Annotated in this window: 12 protein-coding genes; 7 read left to right on the top strand and 5 right to left on the bottom strand. The window is 63.7% G+C overall.

Annotated elements, in window-relative coordinates:
- Window positions 1–100: 100 nt before the first annotated feature.
- Window positions 101–502: a lysozyme inhibitor LprI family protein gene (locus tag AB4O16_RS07625; protein ID WP_160388309.1), complete on the bottom strand. Its 402-nt coding sequence runs from the start codon at window positions 500–502 to the stop codon at window positions 101–103.
- A gap of 63 nt (window positions 503–565) precedes the next feature.
- On the bottom strand, window positions 566–964 hold the full coding sequence (locus AB4O16_RS07620) for a GFA family protein (protein WP_160388308.1): 399 nt from the start codon (window positions 962–964) through the stop codon (window positions 566–568).
- A gap of 198 nt (window positions 965–1162) precedes the next feature.
- Between AB4O16_RS07620 and AB4O16_RS07615 the strand changes: the two genes are divergently transcribed.
- Window positions 1163–1651 carry an SRPBCC family protein gene (locus AB4O16_RS07615; RefSeq protein ID WP_160388307.1) on the top strand — a complete coding sequence of 163 codons (489 nt, stop codon included), beginning with the start codon at window positions 1163–1165 and terminating at the stop codon, window positions 1649–1651.
- On the top strand, window positions 1644–2459 hold the full coding sequence (locus tag AB4O16_RS07610) for an aminoglycoside phosphotransferase family protein (protein WP_460157437.1): 816 nt from the start codon (window positions 1644–1646) through the stop codon (window positions 2457–2459). Before AB4O16_RS07615 ends, AB4O16_RS07610 begins: the two co-directional genes overlap by 8 nt.
- A gap of 270 nt (window positions 2460–2729) precedes the next feature.
- Here AB4O16_RS07610 and inhA read toward each other — a convergent pair whose 3' ends face one another.
- Window positions 2730–3416: an isonitrile hydratase gene (inhA, locus tag AB4O16_RS07605; protein WP_160388306.1), complete on the bottom strand. Its 687-nt coding sequence runs from the start codon at window positions 3414–3416 to the stop codon at window positions 2730–2732.
- Window positions 3417–3504: 88 nt separating this feature from the next.
- On the opposite strand from inhA, the gene AB4O16_RS07600 reads away from it, so the two are divergent.
- A complete protein-coding gene (locus tag AB4O16_RS07600; protein WP_460157436.1) occupies window positions 3505–4488 on the top strand; it encodes a GlxA family transcriptional regulator in 984 nt (327 codons plus the stop codon).
- Here AB4O16_RS07600 and AB4O16_RS07595 read toward each other — a convergent pair.
- Window positions 4457–5356, bottom strand: coding sequence for an alpha/beta fold hydrolase (locus tag AB4O16_RS07595; protein WP_460157435.1), 900 nt, complete (start codon window positions 5354–5356; stop codon window positions 4457–4459). The two genes, AB4O16_RS07600 and AB4O16_RS07595, sit on opposite strands and share 32 nt — an antisense overlap.
- 404 nt (window positions 5357–5760) lie before the next feature.
- The gene (locus AB4O16_RS07590; protein ID WP_160388303.1) at window positions 5761–7584 is read right to left on the bottom strand and encodes a glycoside hydrolase family 15 protein; all 1824 of its coding nucleotides are present in this window, start codon (window positions 7582–7584) and stop codon (window positions 5761–5763) included.
- A gap of 254 nt (window positions 7585–7838) precedes the next feature.
- Here AB4O16_RS07590 and AB4O16_RS07585 point away from each other — a divergent pair, with 254 nt between their 5' ends.
- The 4 genes from AB4O16_RS07585 (at window position 7839) to AB4O16_RS07570 (ending at window position 20531) form a co-directional block, all read left to right on the top strand.
- On the top strand, window positions 7839–9011 hold the full coding sequence (locus AB4O16_RS07585; RefSeq protein WP_160388302.1) for an MFS transporter: 1173 nt from the start codon (window positions 7839–7841) through the stop codon (window positions 9009–9011).
- 197 nt (window positions 9012–9208) lie between these two features.
- A complete protein-coding gene (locus AB4O16_RS07580) occupies window positions 9209–9943 on the top strand; it encodes a thioesterase II family protein (RefSeq protein ID WP_460157434.1) in 735 nt (244 codons plus the stop codon).
- 243 nt (window positions 9944–10186) lie between these two features.
- Entirely contained in the window at window positions 10187–19420 is a 9234-nt protein-coding gene (locus tag AB4O16_RS07575; protein WP_460157433.1) for an amino acid adenylation domain-containing protein, read from the top strand.
- A 52-nt stretch (window positions 19421–19472) separates the two neighbouring features.
- Window positions 19473–20531, top strand: coding sequence for a TauD/TfdA family dioxygenase (locus AB4O16_RS07570; RefSeq protein ID WP_160387748.1), 1059 nt, complete (start codon window positions 19473–19475; stop codon window positions 20529–20531).
- Window positions 20532–20538 lie beyond the last annotated feature (7 nt).

Below are 20538 nucleotides of genomic sequence, written 5' to 3'. Positions count from 1 at the left end.
GCTCCCACAGGTTTTGTGGTGAAGCCGCAATCTCTGGCATCACACAAATCAATGTGGGAGCGAGCTTGCTCGCGATAGGGCCCTGGCAGACGCTAAAGAATCACCCCCCCGGCACCGGGCAACTCATATCCCCCTCCTGGCACTTCAGATAGTTCTTGAACGTCTCCACCCTCGCCTTGGTCAACTCGGTCACGCAATTGCTGTAGATCAGCGGATAAACGCTGCCGCCCTCGACCCCGGACGCCGAAAACCTGCATTCGCCATCGCGGAATGCAATCCACGCACGCTGTGCCCCCAGCAGCAGTTTCTTGCTGTCGGGATTACCCTTCAATCGCGCGGTGATCTGCTGGTAAAGCGCATTCAATTCCTTGTCGGCGGCCGCATGCTGCTGCGCCGCGCACTGGTTCATCGTCGCCTGGTCGCTGGCGTTGTCGCAGTCCACGGCGAAAGCCATGGGGCTGAACAGCAGTGGCGTCAATGCCAAAAGTAAACGTGGGTTCATGCCGGAGTGCTCGCTGTGACCGAATGTTGAGATGCAGTGTAGCGTTGTGACGGATTCAGCCCGTCACGCTTGCCATTGCGAATGTTTTTCCACCGATTGGTAGTCAAGCCAGGGCACATCATGCGACGTCCAGATATGCGCCTGGGGCGTCATCTGCGGATCAGCGTCCAGTGTCGCCACACGAACAATCACGTGAGGCTGAGCCGGCCGCTCGGCCATCAGATGTGAACCGCAGGCCGAACAGAAATACCGAAGCTTGCCCGGCGACGATTCGTAGCTCGTCAGCCGATCCTGCCCCTTGATCCAGCGAAAATGCTCGCGCATCACCCCGGCGGTCGATGCAAAAGCCGCCGCGTGTGCCTTGCGACAGGTTTGGCAATGGCAGTGGCTGATGGGCATATCGAGGTTGTCGAGTTCGTATTCGATGGCCTTGCACAGGCAACTGCCGCGCAGTTTTTTCATGTCGCTATCCTTTTCGATGCTGTTCCGAGGGCGAACGTTAGCAGTTTCGACCCTCTGACTTCGTGCTCGCCCCAGAACTTATCCCGGCAAATGCAACCGAATATCGCAGGCACGGTTGATTGAACATCCCGATTGGTACAACTTTAGGGTTGGTCTTGTGGTCTTACTGACCTACTGTTCAAGTACAGGAGGTGACTTATGAACCCAGCATCTGATCGCATCGAAAGGAAAGTCCTGCTCAAGGCCAAGCGCTCACAGGTCTGGCGCGTGCTGGCCAATGCCGAAGTGTTCGGACAGTGGTTTGGCGTGGCGCTGGAGGGCAAGCGTTTTGTGGCAGGCGAGTGGACCCAGGGGCAGATTACCTATCCCGGTTATGAACATTTGCGCTGGAACGTACTGGTAGAGCGGGTTGAGCCGGAGCGCCTGTTTTCGTTTCGCTGGCACCCTTATGCCGTGAACCCGGAAGTCGATTATTCCCAGGAACCCACCACACTGGTGAAATTCGAACTCGAAGACATGGACGACGGCACGTTGCTCAAGGTTTCCGAGTCCGGTTTCGATCACGTTCCCCAGGCTCGTCGCGAAAAGGCGTTCCGCATGGACAGTCGCGGCTGGGAAGAGCAAATGAACAATATCGAGCAGTTCTTGATCGACAATGCCAAAGCCCATGAGCAACAGAGTGGCTGAAATCGACCTGTTCGATTCATGGGTCAAACGCTGGGCGCTGGTGCCGGACGGCGAGCCGATCATCACGCCTGGCAGCCGTTTGTTACCGGTACGTCTGGGTGATGTGCCGGCCATGTTGAAAATCGCCGTCGATGCCGAGGAGAAATTCGGCAACCTGCTGATGACCTGGTGGGAGGGCGATGGCGCCGCTCGGGTCTTCGCCCATCACGGCGACGGGCTGCTGATGGAACGCGCCGTGGGTCGGCAATCGCTGATGCGCATGGCCCTCGGGGGGCAGGACGATGACGCCAGCCGCATCCTCTGTGCGGCACTGGCCCGGCTGCATGCGCCACGTCTTTCTGCGCCACCGCCACTGGTGTCTCTGCCGCACTGGTTTGCTTCGCTGCGGCTGGCGGCAGCCCAGCAGGGCGGCGCGTTTTCCCTCAGTCTGGCGAGCGCCGAGGCCTTGCTTGCCGACCCGCAGGAAGTGGTGGTGCTGCACGGCGATATGCATCACGACAATGTCCTCGATTTCGGCGCACGCGGCTGGCTGGCCATCGACCCCAAGCGGGTGAGCGGCGAGCGCGGCTTCGATTACGCCAACCTGATCTGCAATCCTGACCTGCCTACGGCCACCGATCCCGGGCGTTTTGATCGGCAACTCGCCGTCGTGGCGCAGGCCGCTGACTTTGATCCGCGGCGGTTGCTGCAATGGGTGCTGGCGTTTGCCGGGCTGTCGGCGGCCTGGTTTGTCGAAGACGGCAACAGCCTGGCGGCACAAGGCCAGCTGGAAGTCGCGAAACTCGCCGCCTCCAGACTTGAAGCCTGAGGCGCCTAAGGGTTTTCGGAAGGTGCTCTATAGCGAATGTCTTACACGCGCTGGTAGCGATATCGCCTGTTACAAATTGGATCCTATGCGTATTCTGACCCCATCCACTGAAGCACAGGATGTGCTCAGGATCATGGATGATCGACCATAGGCAAGGAACGCTGCGACAAGGAGTCGTCATGGTCTTGGAAAAACCCGCTTCGGCGGGTTTTTTTGTGGGCGCATGGAAAGTCGTGGCGACAGGAACCGGGTTCCGGCCGCCATTTCCTTTTACTGCCGATCGAGTTTCGCCGCTGCCCGTTCGGTGATTTCCGCCCGCAGCTTCAACGAGCTGGCAGCCCGCTGGCGAGCTTCTTCCAGCACGCTCGCCGGAGCTGTCTCGGGGCTACCGGCGCTAAAGGGCGGAGCCGGGGCATATTCCAGTTGCAGCTGTACCAGCTCGGCGGTGGCCTGGTCGAACAGTTCGGCGGCCAGGGTCAGGGCGAAGTCGATACCGGCGGTGATGCCGCCGCCGGTCAGCAGGTTGCCGTCACGAACCACCCGGTCCTTCACCGCGATTGCCCCCAGCGGCTTGAGCAATTCGTGATACGCCCAGTGAGTGGTGGCGCGTTTGCCCTTGAGCAATCCCGCCGCGCCCAACACCAGCGCGCCGGTGCACACCGACGTGATGTAACGGGCGCTGGCGGCCTGGGCCTTGAGGAATTCCAGGGTCTGCTCATCTTCCATCAACGGCCCGACGCCGCCGCCACCGGGCACACAGATCACGTCCAGCGCCGGGCAATCGTCGAAAGAGATGGTCGGTTTCAACAGCAGGCCGGTGCTGGCGGTGACCGGCATCAGGTCCTTCCAGATCAGATGCACCTTCACATCCGGCAGCGAGGCCAGCACGTCATACGGGCCGGTCAGGTCCAGTTGCTGGACTTGTGGGAACAACAGAAAGCCGATCTGCAACGTCATGGTGTTTTTCTCACGAGGTAGGTGGACGGTTTGACTCTAGGCTCGTAGTCTTTGGCGTATACGCCAATCTGCCCACGAATTACGCCAAATGTCGAAAACCATCCATGTGCTCGCTTTCGCCAACGTGCAACTGCTCGACGTCACCGGGCCGCTGCAGGTGTTCGCCTCGGCCAACGACATTGCCCGCCAACAGGGCCTGCCGCCACCCTATGATCCGAAGGTGATCGCCAGCGGCGGCGGGGCGGTGATGTCCTCGGCGGGGTTGGCGCTGTTGGCCGAACCGTTACCGGATGACGGCACCGATACCCTGATCATCGCCGGTGGCTGGGGTGTCTACGCTGCGGCGCAAGATGCGCCGTTGGTTGCCTGGGTGCGCGAACATGCCCGTGGCTGCCGGCGTGTTTCCTCGGTGTGCACCGGTGCGTTCCTGCTGGCGGCCAGCGGCTGGCTCGATGGCCGGCGCGTGGTCACGCACTGGACCCGTTGCGAGCAACTGGCGCAGCAGCACCCGCAATTGCAGGTCGAGCCCAACCCGATCTTCATCAATGACGGCCCGGTCTGGACCTCGGCCGGCGTGACGGCCGGCATCGACCTGGCGCTGGCCATGGTCGAACAAGACCTGGGGCGCAACATGGCCCTGGACGTCGCCCGGCAACTGGTGGTGTTTCTCAAACGCCCGGGCGGTCAGGCGCAATTCAGCGTGACCCTGTCACTGCAACAGGAAGGCAGCCGTTTCGACGAACTTCACGCCTGGATCAGCGAAAACCTCACCCAGGACCTGGGCATCCCGACCCTGGCCTTGCAGGCCGGCATGAGCGAGCGCAGCTTCGTGCGCCACTACCGCATCGACACCGGCCAGACCCCGGCCCGGGCCATCGAACTGATCCGCGTCGAAACCGCACGGCGCCTGCTCAGCGATACCGGCGTGCCGATCAAGCGGGTGGCGGTGCAATGCGGCTTCGGCAGCGAAGAAACCCTGCGCCGCAGCTTCCTGCGGGCCATGGGCGTGACGCCGCAGGCTTATCGGGAGCGGTTTTCGGTCAGTGCCGCAGTAGATCCAGTAACGCCTTGAGTGTTGCTTCTGGCGCTTCTTCGGGAATGTTGTGGCCAACGCCTGGCAAAATCCGACGTTCATAGCTGCCGGTGAAGTGCTCGATATCTTCGTCGACGTCTTGTGCAGGCCCGACACCGTCATCGGCACCGCACAGGGAAATCGTCGGTACGCTGATGTTCGGTTGTTTGCTCAGGGCCTGCTCCATCCATTCCAGCGCCGGGTCGCCAGGGGCATACATGAAGCGGTGGCGGTAGGAGTGAATCACCACGTCGACGAAATCCGGGTTATCGAAGGCCGGGGCGCTCAACGGATAGCGTGCAGCGTTTTCGGCCCAGGTCGGTGACCAGAGCTTCCAGAGCAATTCGCACAAGCCCCGGCGATTTTCAGTCAGGCCCGCGACGCCACGCGGCGTGTGGAAATAGTACTGATACCAATAGCGATGCTCGGTCTGCGGGGCCAATGGCTGTATCGAATGGGGGATGTCCTGAAGGTTATAGCCGTCGCCCGTCACCAGGCAGCGCACCCGTTCCGGCCACAGTGCCGCGACGATGCACGCCGCTCGCCCACCCCAATCGTAGCCGCACAGGGACGCTTGTTTGATGGCAAGGGCATCCATCAGGTCAAGCAAATCCTGGGCAAGGGCGGCCTGCTGGCCGGAGCGCAGTGTATCGGTGCTGATGAAGCGCGTCGGACCGTAACCCCGCAGATACGGGACGATCACGCGGTAACCGGTAGCAGCGAGAGCGGGGGCGATTTCGTCGTAAGCGCGTGGCGAATAGGGAAAACCATGGAGCAGAATAACCGGGTCGCCGGTGGCGGGGCCGTGTTCTTCGTAGGCAATGTCGAGTTGTGTCGTGCGGACGGTCTTTAGCGGTTGATCAATCATCACATCCCCAAGTTGTCTGGACGCTCTTGCAAGCCTGGCGCATTGATCAAGCTCTTTGCCTGAGTCCGATGCAGTTGCCCCACGGATCGCGCATGGAGCAGTACCGAGACGATGGGGTTTTCGGGCTGCGTCGTCGGCACTATCAGGCTTCCGCTTCCGTCACCTGATTAAAATACTTCGCCCGATCCGGCGTAAACGTCACCACCATGCCTGTCCGTGAGCACGTCAGCGCACGTTCCTGCGCCAGGTCCACGTCCAGGTCTTCCCCGCGCAAGACAGCTCCGCTGTACCCGTTGAGCGTCGATGTTAGGGGGGGATGTGTCGGCAGGCAACAAGGTATTTCGCCGACCGGCAAGCGATTTTGTTTAAGGTGTGTAGGCGAGGGTAGTGTTGGAAGTTGGTGTTTACGGCTGCCAGACAACCTTCTCCCCACTCAACCTGCGATCCAGAAAACACGCCGCACTGATCAGCGCCAGATGCGTCAGCGCCTGGGGCGTGTTGCCCATGTGCCGCCCATGGCTGTCGAACTCTTCGGCGTACAGCCCCAGCGGGTTGGCGTACCTGAGCAACTGTTCGAATTCCAGGTGGGCCTTGTCGAGCTGGCCGGCGCGGGCCAGGCATTCGACGTACCAGAACGAGCACGCGGCGAAGGCGCCTTCGCTGCCGGGCAGGCCGTCTATCCGGCTGTCGTCGTTGCGGTAGCGGTAGATCATGCCGTCGCGCACCAGGCTTTTTTCGATGGCTTGCAGGGTCGCCAGCCAGCGCGGGTCGCGGGCGCTGACGAAGCGCACCAACGGCATCAGCAGCATCGAGCCGTCCAGGCCGGTGCCGCCGATGTGCTGGACGAAATGCCCGCGCTCTTCATCCCAGAAGTTCTCCCAGATGTCGGCATGGATCGCCTGGCGTGTCTGGTCCCAGCGGGCGAACGGGGCGGGCAGCGAGCGCTTCGAGGCGAGGCGGATGGCGCGGTCCAGGGCGACCCAGCACATCAGCCGCGAGTGTAGGAAATGGTATTGCTCGCCGCGCATTTCCCAGATGCCGACATCCTTCTGCTCCCAGGTTGCGCACACCTGATCGATCACTTCCACCGTGTGTTTCCAGCCCTCGTGGGAGATGGCTTCGCCGTACTTGTTGACCAGATAGATCGCGTCCATCAGTTCGCCGAAGATATCCAGCTGGACCTGCTCATAAGCCTGATTGCCAATGCGCACCGGTTGCGCGCCACCGTGGCCGGCCAGGTGCGTAAGCTCGATCTCCGGCAACTCCTGGCGACCGTCGATGGCATACAGGATGTTGAGTTTCATCGAGTGGCCCTGGCAGTCGCTGACCCGTCCGCGCAACCAGCGCATATAGGCGTTGGCCTCTTCGACGAAACCCAGGCGCATGAACGCATAGACCGTGAACGAGGCGTCGCGGATCCAGGTGAAGCGGTAGTCCCAGTTGCGTTCGCCGCCGGGGCTTTCAGGCAGGCCGAAGGTGGCGGCGGCGAGAATCGCGCCGTGTTTGCGCGAAGTCAGCAGCTTCATGGCCAGGGCCGAGCGGTTGACCATCTCGCGCCAGCGGCCGCGGTAGCTGGACTGGCCGATCCAGTCGCGCCAGAACTTCAGTGTGCGTTGCAGGCACAGTTCGGCTGCGCCTTCCTTGAAGCGCGGATCGTCGAGGCCGCCGAGCAAAAACTCGGCGGTCTGGTCTTGTTCGAGGGTGAACTCGGCGACCGCCACGTTGGCGTCGATGCGCAATGCCTGATCCGAAGAGAGCCGCAGCGTCGGCTGGTCGGCGGCCTCAAAAACCACATCCTGCTTGTCCATGCATGCGCGAGTGTCGGCGCGCGCATAGTCATGGCGCACGGCGCAGCGCATGCGCAAAGTGGCGCGCCCGCTGACCACCCGGATCCGCCGAATCAGCAGCGGCAAATCATCCTCGGTGTCGCCGACCGGCAGCAGATCGGTGACTTCGACCACGGCGCGATCACTCAGCCAGCGGGTCAGCAGCACGTTGGTGTCGGGCAGGTAGATCTGTTCGCGGCGGGCGTCGGGCAAGTCCGGCGACAACTGGAAAATCCCCGCTTCGGGGGTATCGAGCAGCGCGCAGAAGATCGACGGGCTATCGAATTCCGGCCAGCAGAAAAAATCCACGCTGCCCTTGTCGTTGACCAGCGCCGCGCTACGCATGTCGCCGATGATGCCGTGGGCGTCGATGGGGCTTTGGCGTTCGAGGTGATCAGCCATTGTCGCGAAACTCCGGGAGCCAGGGTCTATTCAGCTGACTGGTCGGGGGCGGCGAGAGTTCATTTGGCGGGATGCCGAGGTGGCTGTGAGGGCCTCTTCGCGAGCAGGCTCGCTCCCACCCTGGACGGCGTACACCGATCTACTGTGGGAGTGGGCTTGCCCGCGATGGGGCCTTCACATTCAACCAACAATTCCCTGCTTCCCCCGCAATCTGACGTTGTGGCAACGTGCACTCCCCTGATGAGACCAGTCCCATGGCCAACCCCTACCGCGAACTATTCAAAGCCCCCGGCAGCCGCGCATTCGTGCTGGCAGGAATGCTCGCGCGCATGCCGATTTCCATGACCGGTATCGGCCTGATCACCATGCTTTCGCAGTTGCAGGGTGGCTACGGTCTGGCGGGTGCGGTGGCGGCGACGTTCGCCCTGGCCACGGCGTTTTGTGCGCCACAGGTTTCGCGGCTGGTGGATCGATATGGCCAGGGGCGGGTTCTGCCGCTGGCGGCGCTGATCGGCGGCGGGGCGCTGTTGCTGTTGTTGCTGTGCACACGTTTGCAGGCGCCGCACTGGACGCTGTTTGTGTTCGCCGCGCTGGCCGGTTGCATGCCGAGCATGTCGGCAATGGTGCGGGCGCGCTGGACCGAGATCTATCGCGGTCGCCCCGAGTTGCAGACCGCCTACGCGCTGGAGTCGGTGCTCGATGAAGTCTGTTTCATCGTCGGGCCGCCGCTGTCGGTGGGCCTGTGCGTGGTGGCGTTTCCCGAGGCCGGGCCGTTGACGGCCTTGCTGGCGCTGGCCATCGGCGTCGCTGCGTTCGTGTTGCAGCGCAGCACGGAGCCGCCGGTGCATCCCCATGAGGAGCATCACCAGGGCTCGATCATCCGTTCCCGCGACATTCAATTGCTGATGTTGTTGATGGTCGCCATGGGCACCATCGTCGGTGTGGTGGACGTGGTCAGCGTCGCCTTCGCCCAGCACCAGGGCCAGCCGGCGGCGGCGAGCATCGTGCTGTCGGTATACGCCATCGGCTCGTGCATGGCCGGGCTGGCCTTCGGCGCGCTGCGCTCGAAAGTGCCGCTGGCGCGCCTGTTCCTGTACGGCGGCGTGGCAACGGCGGTGACGACCTTGCCGTTGCTGCTGGCGACGAACGTTTTCGGCCTGTCCTTGGCGGTGTTTGTTGCCGGTCTGTTTTTTGCCCCGACGCTGATTGTCGCCATGGCCCTGGTGGAACAGATCGTGCCGCCGGCCAAGCTCACCGAAGGCCTGACCTGGCTGGTCACCGGGCTGAGCATCGGCGTGGCGATCGGCGCCGCCGGCTCCGGTTGGCTGGTGGACGCCTTCGGCGCGCGCAGCGGGTTCTGGCTGGCGATTGCGGCGGGGGCGGTGGTGCTCGGCTCCGCGATCCCGAGTTATCGCCATTTGAAATGAAGATCAAATGGTGGCAACAGCCCCTGTAGGAGCGAGCCTGCTCGCGATGGACTAAAGAGCACTGCGTTTAGCCGGTAAGCACGCGTAATCGTTAACGACCATCGCGAGCAGGCTCGCTCCCACAAGGGATCTCTGTACGACTAATTCCCGGCGCACCTCATCCGTTCTCCAAACAGACAACTTTCGAGGAAAGCCCGGTGACCCCGCTGACATTGCTGTGCCTGCCCTATTCGGGCGCGAGTGCCATGGTCTATAGCCGTTGGCGGCGCAAGCTGCCGGAGTGGCTCAAGCTGCAACCGGTGGAATTGCCGGGGCGCGGTGCGCGGTATGGCGAGCCCCTGCACACCGACATGCGCCGTCTGGCGCTGCAACTGGCCCACGAACAGAAAGCCACGCTCAAGGCGCCGTATGCGTTGTTCGGCCATAGCATGGGGGCGTTGCTGGCCTGCGAGATGGCCCATGCGTTTCGCGCGCTGGGCTGCCCGGAGCCGGTCGCGCTGTTCGCCTCGGGCACCGCCGCGCCGACCCTGCGCGCCGACTACGACCGCGGCTTTGCCCAGCCGAAAACCGACGTCGAGCTGATCGAGCAATTGCGCACCCTCAACGGCACCAGCGAAGAGGTCCTCGCCAATGAAGAGTTGATGAGCCTGACCCTGCCGGTGCTGCGCGCGGACTTCCTGCTGTGCGGGCGTTTCGAGCCGATCCAGCGCCCGTTGCTCAAATGCCCGGTGCACGTGCTCGGCGGCAAGTCCGATCGCGCCACCACCGAGCAACTGATCGGCTGGAGCCAGGAAACCCACGGCAATTTCTCGGTGGACATGCTGGCCGGTGGGCACTTCTTCATCCATGAGCAGGAGGCCAAGGTGCTGCGGGTGATCAAGGATCAGTTGGAGGTGCATCGTCGGCGGCATTCCATGGCTGCCGTGGGTTAACACCACTCCCAAATTTCACCCGATCCCTGTGGGAGCGAGCTTGCTCGCGATGACGGCGGCACATTCAGCATGGATGTGACTGACACTCCGCCATCGCGAGCAAGCTCGCTCCCACAGTGGTTTTCATCGTTCTGCATTCCGCGTTTCACCTCCCGCCGGATTGGCTAATTTTTCCCGCCTGCATTCGTTTTATAGGGACGACGCGCCTTTGCGCCTGCTGCCTACTGATGCGGATGCCGATAGATGAATGCTGAAGACTCCTTGAAACTTGCTCGCCGGTTTATCGGGTTGCCCCTGGAAAAGCGCCAGATGTTCCTTGCGGCCTTGCACAAGGAGGGCGTGGATTTCGCCCGTTTTCCGATTCCGGCCGGCATTGAGGCCGAGGATCGCCATGCGTTGTCCTACGCCCAGCAACGCATGTGGTTTCTCTGGCAACTGGACCCCCGTAGCGGCGCCTACAACCTGCCGGGCGCGGTACGGCTGAGCGGACGCTTGAATCTGGCCGCGCTGGAGCAGGCATTCGCCAGCCTGGTGGCGCGGCATGAAACCTTGCGCACGGTGTTCCAGCGCCAGGCCGACGACAGCTTGCAGCAAGTCCCCATCACGGCGCCGCTGCTGATCGAACACGTGGATTTCAGCGCACTGCCCGCCGAAGAACGCGAACGGGCCGTGGCGCAAACCGCAGAGCAGCAATCGCTGCTGCCCTTCGATCTGTCGAGCGGGCCGCTGCTGCGGGTCACCCTGCTCAAGCTCGCCGACCAAGAGCACGTGCTGCTGCTGACCCTGCACCACATCGTCTCCGATGGCTGGTCGATGAACGTGCTGATCGACGAATTCATCCGCTGCTACGACGCCTTCGATGCGGGCGCGCAAGCGAATCTGGCGCCTCTGCCGATCCAGTACAGCGACTACGCCCTGTGGCAGCGCCGCTGGCTGGAGGCGGGCGAGCAGGCCCGGCAACTGGCGTACTGGCAGGCACAGTTGGGCGACGAGCATCCGGTACTGGAATTGCCCCTGGACCATTCGCGCCCGGCGATGCCGAGTTATCGCGGCACCCGCTACGAATTCGCGGTCGAGGCGCAACTGGCCGAGCAACTGCGCGGCACCGCGCAGAAGCACAACATCACCCTGTTCATGCTGCTGCTCGGCGCCTTCAACGTGCTGCTGCATCGCTACACCGGGCAAGCCGACATCCGCGTCGGCGTGCCCATCGCCAACCGCAACCGTGCGGAAATCGAAGGCCTGATCGGCTTCTTCGTCAACACCCAGGTACTGCGTACACAGCTGGACGGCCAGACCCGAGTCGACGAGCTGCTGCGCGCCATCAAGGAAACCGCCCTCGGCGCCCAGGCCCATCAGGACCTGCCGTTCGAACGCCTGGTCGAAGCGCTGAAACTGGAACGCAGCCTCAGCCACACGCCGCTGTTCCAGGTGATGTACAACCACCAGCCGCAGGTGGCCGACATGGCTTCGGTCAGCACCGCGTCCGGCCTGGTGCTGGGCAGCATCGACTGGCAAAGCCGCACCACCCAGTTCGACCTGACCCTCGACACCTGGGAGAAGGGCGGCAAGCTGCACGCCGCGCTGACCTATGCCAGCGACCTGTTCGAGCCCGCGACCATCGCGCGCATGGCCGCGCACTGGACGCGTCTGTTGCAGGCGATAGTCGACGACTCGACGAAAAAAATCGGCGAGTTGCCGATGCTGACGACGGACGAGCAACAGGTGCTGGTGCACGACTGGAATCGCACTGCCGAGGTCTATCCGCTCGAGCAGTGCATGCATCAACTGATCCAGGCCCAGGCTCGACGTACGCCCGAAGCACCAGCGCTGGTGTTTGGCGAGCGCCAGCTCAGCTACGCGCAACTCGATGCCCGCACCAGTCAACTGGCTAATTACCTGCGCGAGCAGGGCGTTGGCCCGGATGTGTTGGTGGGGATCTGCGTCGAGCGTTCCCTGGAAATGGTCATCGGCCTGCTGGCGATTCACAAGGCTGGTGGCGCCTACGTACCGCTCGACCCGGAGTACCCGGCCGAACGCCTGGCCTACATGATCGACGACAGCGCGATTGGCCTGCTGCTCACGCAAGGCACTCTGCTCGACGTCTTGCCCACCGACGGCGTCAAGGTCATCGTCCTGGATCAGCAGCAAGACTGGCTCGACGGCTACAGCGACACCTGCCCGCAGGTGGACGTGCATCCGTTGAACCTGGCCTATGTGATCTACACCTCCGGTTCCACCGGCAAGCCCAAGGGCGCGGGCAACAGTCACGCGGCGCTGGTCAACCGTTTGTGCTGGATGCAACAGGCTTACGCAATCGATGGCAGCGACTCGGTATTGCAGAAAACCCCGTTCAGTTTCGACGTGTCGGTCTGGGAGTTCTTCTGGCCGCTGATGACCGGCGCGCGCCTGGTGGTGGCGCCGCCGGGCGCGCACCGTGAACCGGCGCAGTTGATCCGCCTCATTGCGGACTACCACATCAGCACGCTGCACTTCGTGCCGTCGATGCTCCAGGCGTTCATCCACGAACCGGGTGTCGAGGCCTGCACCAGCCTCAAGCGCATCGCCTGTAGCGGTGAAGCCTTGCCGCTGGATGCGCAATTGCAGGTGTTCAAAAAGCTGCCGGCTGCCGGGTTGTACAACCTGTACGGTCCGACCGAGGCGGCCATCGATGTGACCCACTGGACCTGCGTCGACGAGGGCGCCGACAGCGTGCCCATCGGCCGGCCCATCGCCAACCTGCGCACCCATGTGCTGGATGCGCAATTGCTGCCGGTTCCGGCCGGCGTGGCGGGGGAGTTGTACCTTGGCGGTGCCGGCCTGGCGCGCAGTTATCACCGGCGTGCGGCGTTCACCGCCGAGCGTTTCGTGCCGTGCCCGTTCCATGACGGCGCGCGCCTGTACCGCACCGGCGACCGCGTGCGCCAACGTGCGGACGGCGTGATCGAATACCTCGGGCGCCTCGATCATCAGGTCAAATTGCGCGGTCTGCGCATCGAGCTGGGGGAGATCGAAACCCGCCTGATGCAGCATGACCTGGTGCGCGAGGCCGTGGTGCTGGTGCAGGGCGGCAAGCATCTGGTGGCGTACCTTGTGCTGGAAAACGCCGACGCCCACGGGCAGTGGCCGCAAACCCTCAAGGCCTGGCTGCTCGGCAGCCTGCCGGAATACATGGTGCCGACCTACCTGATGCCGCTGGACGCCTTGCCGGTGACCGCCAACGGCAAGCTCGACCGCAAGGCCTTGCCGCCACCCGACGCCGCGCCGCAGCAGGCATTCGTCGCACCGCAGGATGCGATGCAGACTGCGCTGGCGCAGATCTGGCAGGACGTATTGGGCACCGACCCCGTGGGGCTTGAAGACAACTTCTTCGAACTCGGCGGCGACTCGATCATTTCCATCCAGGTGGTCAGCCGCGCCCGTCAGGCCGGCATCCGCCTCAGTCCGCGCGACCTGTTCCAGTACCAGACCGTGCGCAGCCTGGCACTGGTCGCGGCGTTCGACAGCCGCAGCTGCATCGATCAAGGCCCGGTCAGCGGCGAGGTGGTCCTGACCCCGGCGCAGCATTACTTCTTCGAACAGGCCATCGCCCAGCGCCAGCACTGGAATCAGTCGCTGCTGCTGACGCCCCGGCAAGTGTTGAATCCCGAGGCGCTGGAACGGGCGTTGGTCACTGTCATCAACCATCACGATGCCTTGCGCCTGCGCTTCATCGACGCTGCCGAAGGCTGGCAGCAGCGCCATGCCGCGCCAGTCGAGAGTGCTGGACTGTGGCAGCGCCGGGCGTTTTCGAGCGAAGCCTTGACCGCCCTGTGCAATGAAGCGCAACGCAGCCTCGATCTGGCGAACGGGCCGCTGCTGCGTGCCTTGCTGGTCAGCCTCGACGATGGCAGCCAGCGCCTGTTGCTGGTGGTCCATCACCTGGCGGTGGACGGGGTGTCGTGGCGGGTGTTGCTCGAAGACCTGCAGCAGGCATACCGACAGGTGGCGCTGGCGGAAAAAACCAGCGCTTATCAAGACTGGGCCGCACAGCTGCAACAGCATGCCGGCACCCTCCTTGGGCAAATGCCGTACTGGCAGGCGCAATTGGCGGATGCCCGGGACCTGCCGTGTGAAAACCCCCAAGGCAGTTTGCAGCAGCGCCACGGGCACAAGATCGAATCGAAACTCGACGCCGAACTGACCCGCCAGTTGCTGCAACAGGCACCGGCGGCCTATCGCACCCAGGTCAACGACCTGTTGCTCACCGCGTTGGCGCGGGTCATCTGCCGCTGGAGCGGGCAGGGCTCGACGCTGATCCAACTCGAAGGCCACGGCCGCGAAGACCTGTCCGACGACCTCGACCTGAGCCGCACCATCGGCTGGTTCACCAGCCTGTTCCCTGTGCGTCTGCAACCCGAAGCCGGGGCGGAGAATTCGATCAAGTCGATCAAGGAGCAACTGCGCGCCATTCCCGGCAAAGGCCTGGGTTATGGACTGCTGCGCTATCTCGGCGAACCGGCGCAGCGCGAGATACTGCAAGGCTTGCCGACGCCACGCATCACCTTCAACTACCTGGGGCAGTTCGACCGTCAGTTCGATGACGCCGCACTGTTCAAACCGGCTGTGGAAAGCGGCGGCCAGGCCCAGGGCAACGAAGCGCCGCTGGCCAACTGGCTGACCGTGGAAGGCCAGGTGTATGGCGGGCAGCTCTCGCTGCAATGGGGTTTCAGTCGCGACATGTTCGCCGAATCCACGGTGCAGCACCTGGCCAATGCCTATGTCGAAGAGCTCAGGGCGCTGATTGAACATTGCTGCACGACCGTGGCAGGCCAGGTCACGCCGTCGGACTTCCCGCTGGCGCGCATCACCCAGGCGCAGCTCGATGCCTTGCCTGTCCCGGCGCCGGCCATCGAGGACGTTTACCCGCTGACGCCGATGCAACAGGGCATGCTGTTCCACACCCTGTACGAACCCCAGGCCGAGGCCTATATCAATCAGTTGCGCCTGGACATCCAGGGGCTGGAGCTGGCGGCATTCGGCCGGGCCTGGCAGGCGGCGATCAACCGTCACGACATCCTGCGCAGCAGCTTCCACTGGCTGGGCCTGGAAACTGCGCACCAGGTGATTCATCGCCAGATCGACCTGCAACTGCAAGTGATCGAAGCGACGGACCTTGACCTCGATGCCTTGGCCGCCGAGGAGCGCAGCCGTGGCTTCGAGCTGAGCGCTGCACCGTTGTTCCGCCTGCTGCTGGTACGCCGCGGCAGTGAAGACTGGCACCTGATCCATACCAGCCACCACATCCTGATGGACGGCTGGAGCAACGCGCAGTTGCTCGGCGAAGTGATCCAGCACTATGCCGGCCAGACGCTGGCCGGGCCCTTGGGGCAGTACCGCGATTATCTGGGCTGGATTCAACAGCAACCGCTGCTGGCCGCCGAGCAGTTCTGGAAGCAGGCGCTGGCACTCCTGGAAACGCCGACGTTGCTGGCGCAAGCCTTGCCCACGCCCGCCGAAGGGCGCGGCATGGGCGAACATCAATTGACCCTCGAGAGCGCCGCGCTGCAGCGCCTGAGCGATTTCGCCCGCCGGCAGAAAGTCACCCTCAACACGCTGCTGCAAGGCGCCTGGGGCCTGCTGTTGCAGCGCTACACCGGCCAATCCTGCGTGGCCTTCGGCGCAACCATTGCCGGGCGTTCCGCGCCGCTGCCGGGCATCGAGCAGCAATTGGGGCTGTTCATCAACACCTTGCCGATCATCGCCGCGCCGCAAGCCGGGCAGTCGGTGGCCCAGTGGCTCAACGACCTGCAAGCGTTGAACCTGAGCCTGCGCGAGTTCGAACATGTGCCGCTGTACGACATCCAGGGCTGGGCCGGGCAACAGGGGGCGCTGTTCGACAGCCTGCTGGTGTTCGAGAACTTCCCGGTGGCCGAAGCCCTCAAACAAGGGGCACCGGCGGGCCTGACCTTCGGCGCATTGCACAATCATGAAATCACCAGCTACCCGCTGACCCTCGGCATCGAAGTCGGAGCCACCCTGCGCCTGGATTTCAGTTTCGACCGCACCCGGTTCAGTGCCGCGCAGATCAACCAATTGGGCGCCAGCCTGTTGCAGGTGCTGGAGCAATTCGTCGCGCAGCCACAACAGGCATTGGGCGCGGTCAGCTTGCTGGATGCACAGGCCCGGGCAAGCGTGTTGGCCGGCTCACGTCCAGCGGTGCCGCAACTCGACAGCCCGTTGCTGGCCCACCAGCGTTTCGAACAGCAGGCGGCACGCACGCCCGATGCCCTCGCGGTGTTGGTTGGCGACGAGCGCCTGAGCTACGCGCAGCTCAATGCACAAGCCAACCAGCTCGCCCATCGCCTGCGCGCCCACGGTGTGGCACCGGGGCAGCGGGTCGGCCTGGCGGTTAGGCGCAATGCGCAGATGATCGTCAGCTTGATGGCGATCCTCAAGTCCGGCGCCGGTTATGTGCCGCTCGATCCGGATTACCCGGCCGAGCGCCTGGCCTACATGATCGAAGACAGCGGCATGCACCTGCTGCTGGCGCAACCGGGATTGCTCGGCGATGTAGCGCTGCCGCAAGGTTTGCCGCGCCTGGCGCTGGAGGCGAGTGCCGACGGTTTCTCCGCGGATAACCCGGTCAACCTCGCCAGCGCCGAAGACCTCGCCTATCTGATCTACACCTCCGGCTCCACCGGACGGCCGAAAGGCGTGTGCCTGGCCCATGCCGCACTGCGCGAGTTTTGCGTGATCGCGGCGGATTATTCGCAACTCACGGCGCAAGACCGCGTACTGCAATTCGCCAGCTTCAGCTTCGACGGCTTTGTCGAGCAGTGTTACCCGCCACTGTGCGTGGGCGCGGCGCTGGTGATGCGCGGCGATGAGTTGTGGGACACCGACAGGCTTTATCGGCAGATCATCGAGCAGGGCGTGACCCTGGCGGATTTGCCGGCGGCCTACTGGTTCCTCCTGGCGCAGGAGTGGGCCGCGCAACCGCAGCGTGAGAAAGGGCACTTGCGTCAGGTTCACGTCGGCGGCGAAGCCATGTCGCTGGAAGGCCTGAAGCTGTGGCACGTCGCCGGTCTGGGCGATGTGCGCCTGCTCAATACCTATGGCCCGACCGAAGCCACGGTCGTTTCCAGTACCCACGAATGCACGCTGGCCGATACCCGCAATCACATTGGCGTGCCCATCGGCACAGCGCTGCCGGGTCGCGCGTTGTACGTGCTGGACAGCGAAGGCCACCTGCTGCCGACCGGTTGCGTCGGCGAGTTGTGCATCGGCGGTGACGCCGGCCTTGCCCAGCGCTACCACCAGCGACCGGGCCTGAGCGCCGAGCGTTTCATCGCCGATCCGTTTTCCGCCACACCGGGCGCGCGGCTGTACCGCAGCGGCGACCTCGCGCGCTATCGCGAGGACGGTGCGCTGGAATACCTGGGGCGCATCGATCACCAGGTGAAAATTCGCGGTTTCCGCGTCGAACTGGGTGAGCTGGAAGCACACCTGCAAGGCCTGCCGATGATCAGCGAAGCCGCGGTGCTGGTGCACGAAGGTGTCGGCGGCAAGCAGTTGATCGGCTATGTGGTGCCGGCCTCGGATGAACTGCTGGACGCTGATGCGCGGCAACTCACCGACACCGTGCGCCGTGCCCTGGGCGAACGCCTGCCGGACTACATGCTCCCGGCGCAACTGGTGTTGCTCGCCGCGTTGCCGCTCAACCGCAACGGCAAACTCGACCGCGCAGCGCTGCCGGCCCCGCAAGTCTGGGAAGCTGAACTCGGCAGCGCACCACAGGGTGCACTGGAAACCGAGCTGGCGCAGATTTGGCAGCAGGTGTTGCAGGTCAGTCGCGTCGACCGCGAAAACAGCTTCTTCGAACTGGGCGGGCACTCGCTGCTGGCGACGCAGATCGTCTCGCAGATTCGCCAGCGCCTGGGCCTGTCGGTGAGCCTGCGCAGCCTGTTCGAACACCCGCGCCTCGAGGATTTCGCCGCACAGGTGCAAACCCTGCAACACAGCTGTGAACGCCCGGCGCTGGTGGCGGACACCTCTGGCGAGCGCTCGCCGTTGTCCTTTGCCCAGCAACGCTTGTGGTTCCTGTGGAACCTGGAACCGGACAGTTCGATGTACAACATGCCCGGTGCCTTGCGCCTGCGTGGCGAGTTGAATCTTGAGGCCCTGCGCCAGACCTTCGAAACCCTGGTGCAGCGCCACACGGTATTGCGCACCACCTTCTACGAAGAAGACGGCCAGGCCTGGCAACGGCTGCACGAGCAATTGCCGTTGAGCTTCGAGGCCAACGACCTGCGGCATCTGCCGGCGCCGGACGACACCGCGCAACAACTGGCCCGCGAGGAAGTCGCGCGGTCATTCGACCTGCGCCATGGCCCCTTGCTGCGGGTGCGGGTGCTGCGGGTCGCGGATGACCAGCATGTGTTGTTGCTGACCGTGCATCACATCGTCGCCGACGACTGGTCGTTCCGCGTCCTGATCAACGAGTTCGTCACGCTCTATCCAACCCTCAACCGTGGCCAGGTCCCGCAACTGCCGGCGCACAGCGTGCAGTACGCCGACTTCGCCAAATGGCAGCGCCAGTGGCTGGAGCAGGGCGGCGAATTGCAACGCCAGCTCGACTACTGGCAGCAGCGCCTCGCCGAGCCGCTGGCCGTGCTGGAGTTGCCCGCCGATGGCGACCGGCGCATTGCACAGGAAGGCGCCAGCGCGCATTTCACCTTCGGTGCCGAACTCAGCCAGCAGCTGCGCGACTTTGCCCAGCAACGCGATTTGTCGCTGTTCATGCTGCTGCTGGCCGGCTTCACCCTGGTCCTGCGCCAGCGCACCGAGGTCAATCGCGTGCGCATCGGCACCGATATCGCCAACCGAAATCAAGCCGAGCTTGAAGAAATGGTCGGCTTCTTCGTTAACCAACTAGTACTGCAAGTGGAAGTCGATGCCGGGCAGCCGGTGGCGCAGTTGCTGGACGCTTGTCGCCGGGCGGTGCTGGAGGCTTCGGACCATCAGGACCTGCCGTTCGAGCGCCTGGTGGAGGCCTTGCGCTTGCCGCGCCGGGCCGGACGTTCGCCGCTGTTCGACATCAAGCTGATTTACCAGGAAGGCGTCGGTCGCCTGCCGTCGATGGAGGGCCTGCAAGTCGAGGACTTCCCGTCCGGGCGCCAGGCCGCCGAGATCGGCATGGTCGCTGCGTTCTACAACGACGCGCAGCACATCCACCTGAGCTTCGAGACACCGGCCGGTCAGTACCTGCCGAGCACGCTTGAGTGTTTGTCCGAACAGATTCAGGCGGTGCTCGCAGCGTTGATTGGCGCTGGTGGATTGCAAGTCGGCGATTTGCTCAACCTGGCCAGCGATGTCCAGCGCCGTGCCGATGCGCGCTTGAACGAGCAACGCAAGGCCTTGCTCGGCGGGGCCATGGCGATCAAGCGCCGCTCGGCGAACCGGGCTGCGCCGACAGCGCAAACCGCAGCTGACTGATTCAGGCGGCGGCGCCCTTTAGCGCCGCCGTGATCATTTTCTGGAGGGGTTTATGACCGTTTCAACGACCAAGTCCATTCCCAAGATGGGTCGTGGTGCCCGCAAAAGCCTGTCCACCGATCCGACGCGGCTGGTGAGTTTTGCGCCGATGTTCGAAGGCCACAGCATGCCACTGGTGTGCCGCCCGGCCGTGTCCGGCGTGAGCCTGGTGGAATGGGCCAGCCAGAACCGCGCGCTGATCGAAAGCAAGCTGCTGGAACACGCGGTGATCCTGTTCCGTGGCTTCCAGGTGGCCGACATCGGCGAGTTCAACCGCTGTGTCGATGCGATTTCCGGCGGTGCGCTGGAGTACCTGTTCCGCGCCTCGCCACGCACCCAGATCACCGGTCAGTTCAAGATCTACAGCTCCACCGATTACCCGGCGCCGGAGAAAATCTTCCCGCACAACGAACACTCGTACTCGCCGGTGTTCCCGCGTCACCTGTACTTCTACTGCGACACCCCGTCGACCACCGGCGGCGAAACGCCGTTCGGCGACACCCGCCAGATCCTCGCGCGGATCGACCCGCAGGTGCGCGAAGAGTTTGCCCGCAAACGCATCATGTACGTGCGCAACTACGGCGACGGCATGGGCCTGCCATGGCAGACCGTGTTCCAGAGCGAGGACCGTGCCGAGGTCGAAGCCTACTGCGCGAAAATCGGCATCCAGGCCGAGTGGAAACCCGGCAACCGCCTGCGTACCCGGCAGAACGGCCCGGCCATCGTGCGTCATCCGCTGAGCGGCGAGCGCATCTGGTTCAACCACGGCACCTTCTTCAATGCGCTGACCCTGCCGGACAGCATCCGCGACAACCTGCTGCGTGAGTTCGGCCCGCAAGACCTGCCGCAGAACACCTTCTTCGGCGACGGCTCGCCGATTCCCGACGATGTGATTCGCCACCTGCAAGGCATCTACCGCGAGGTGATGGTCGAGTTCGCCTGGGAGAAGGGCGACGTGGTCCTGCTCGACAACATCCTCAGCGTGCATGCGCGCAACGAATTCACCGGCTACAGAAAAATCCTCACGGCCATGGCCATCGCGCAGAAAAGCGCCGACCTGGATCAGGAATAAGGACACC

Source organism: Pseudomonas sp. S2_H10 (genome assembly GCF_054668285.1).
This window is presented reverse-complemented; position numbering and strand designations above follow the sequence as displayed.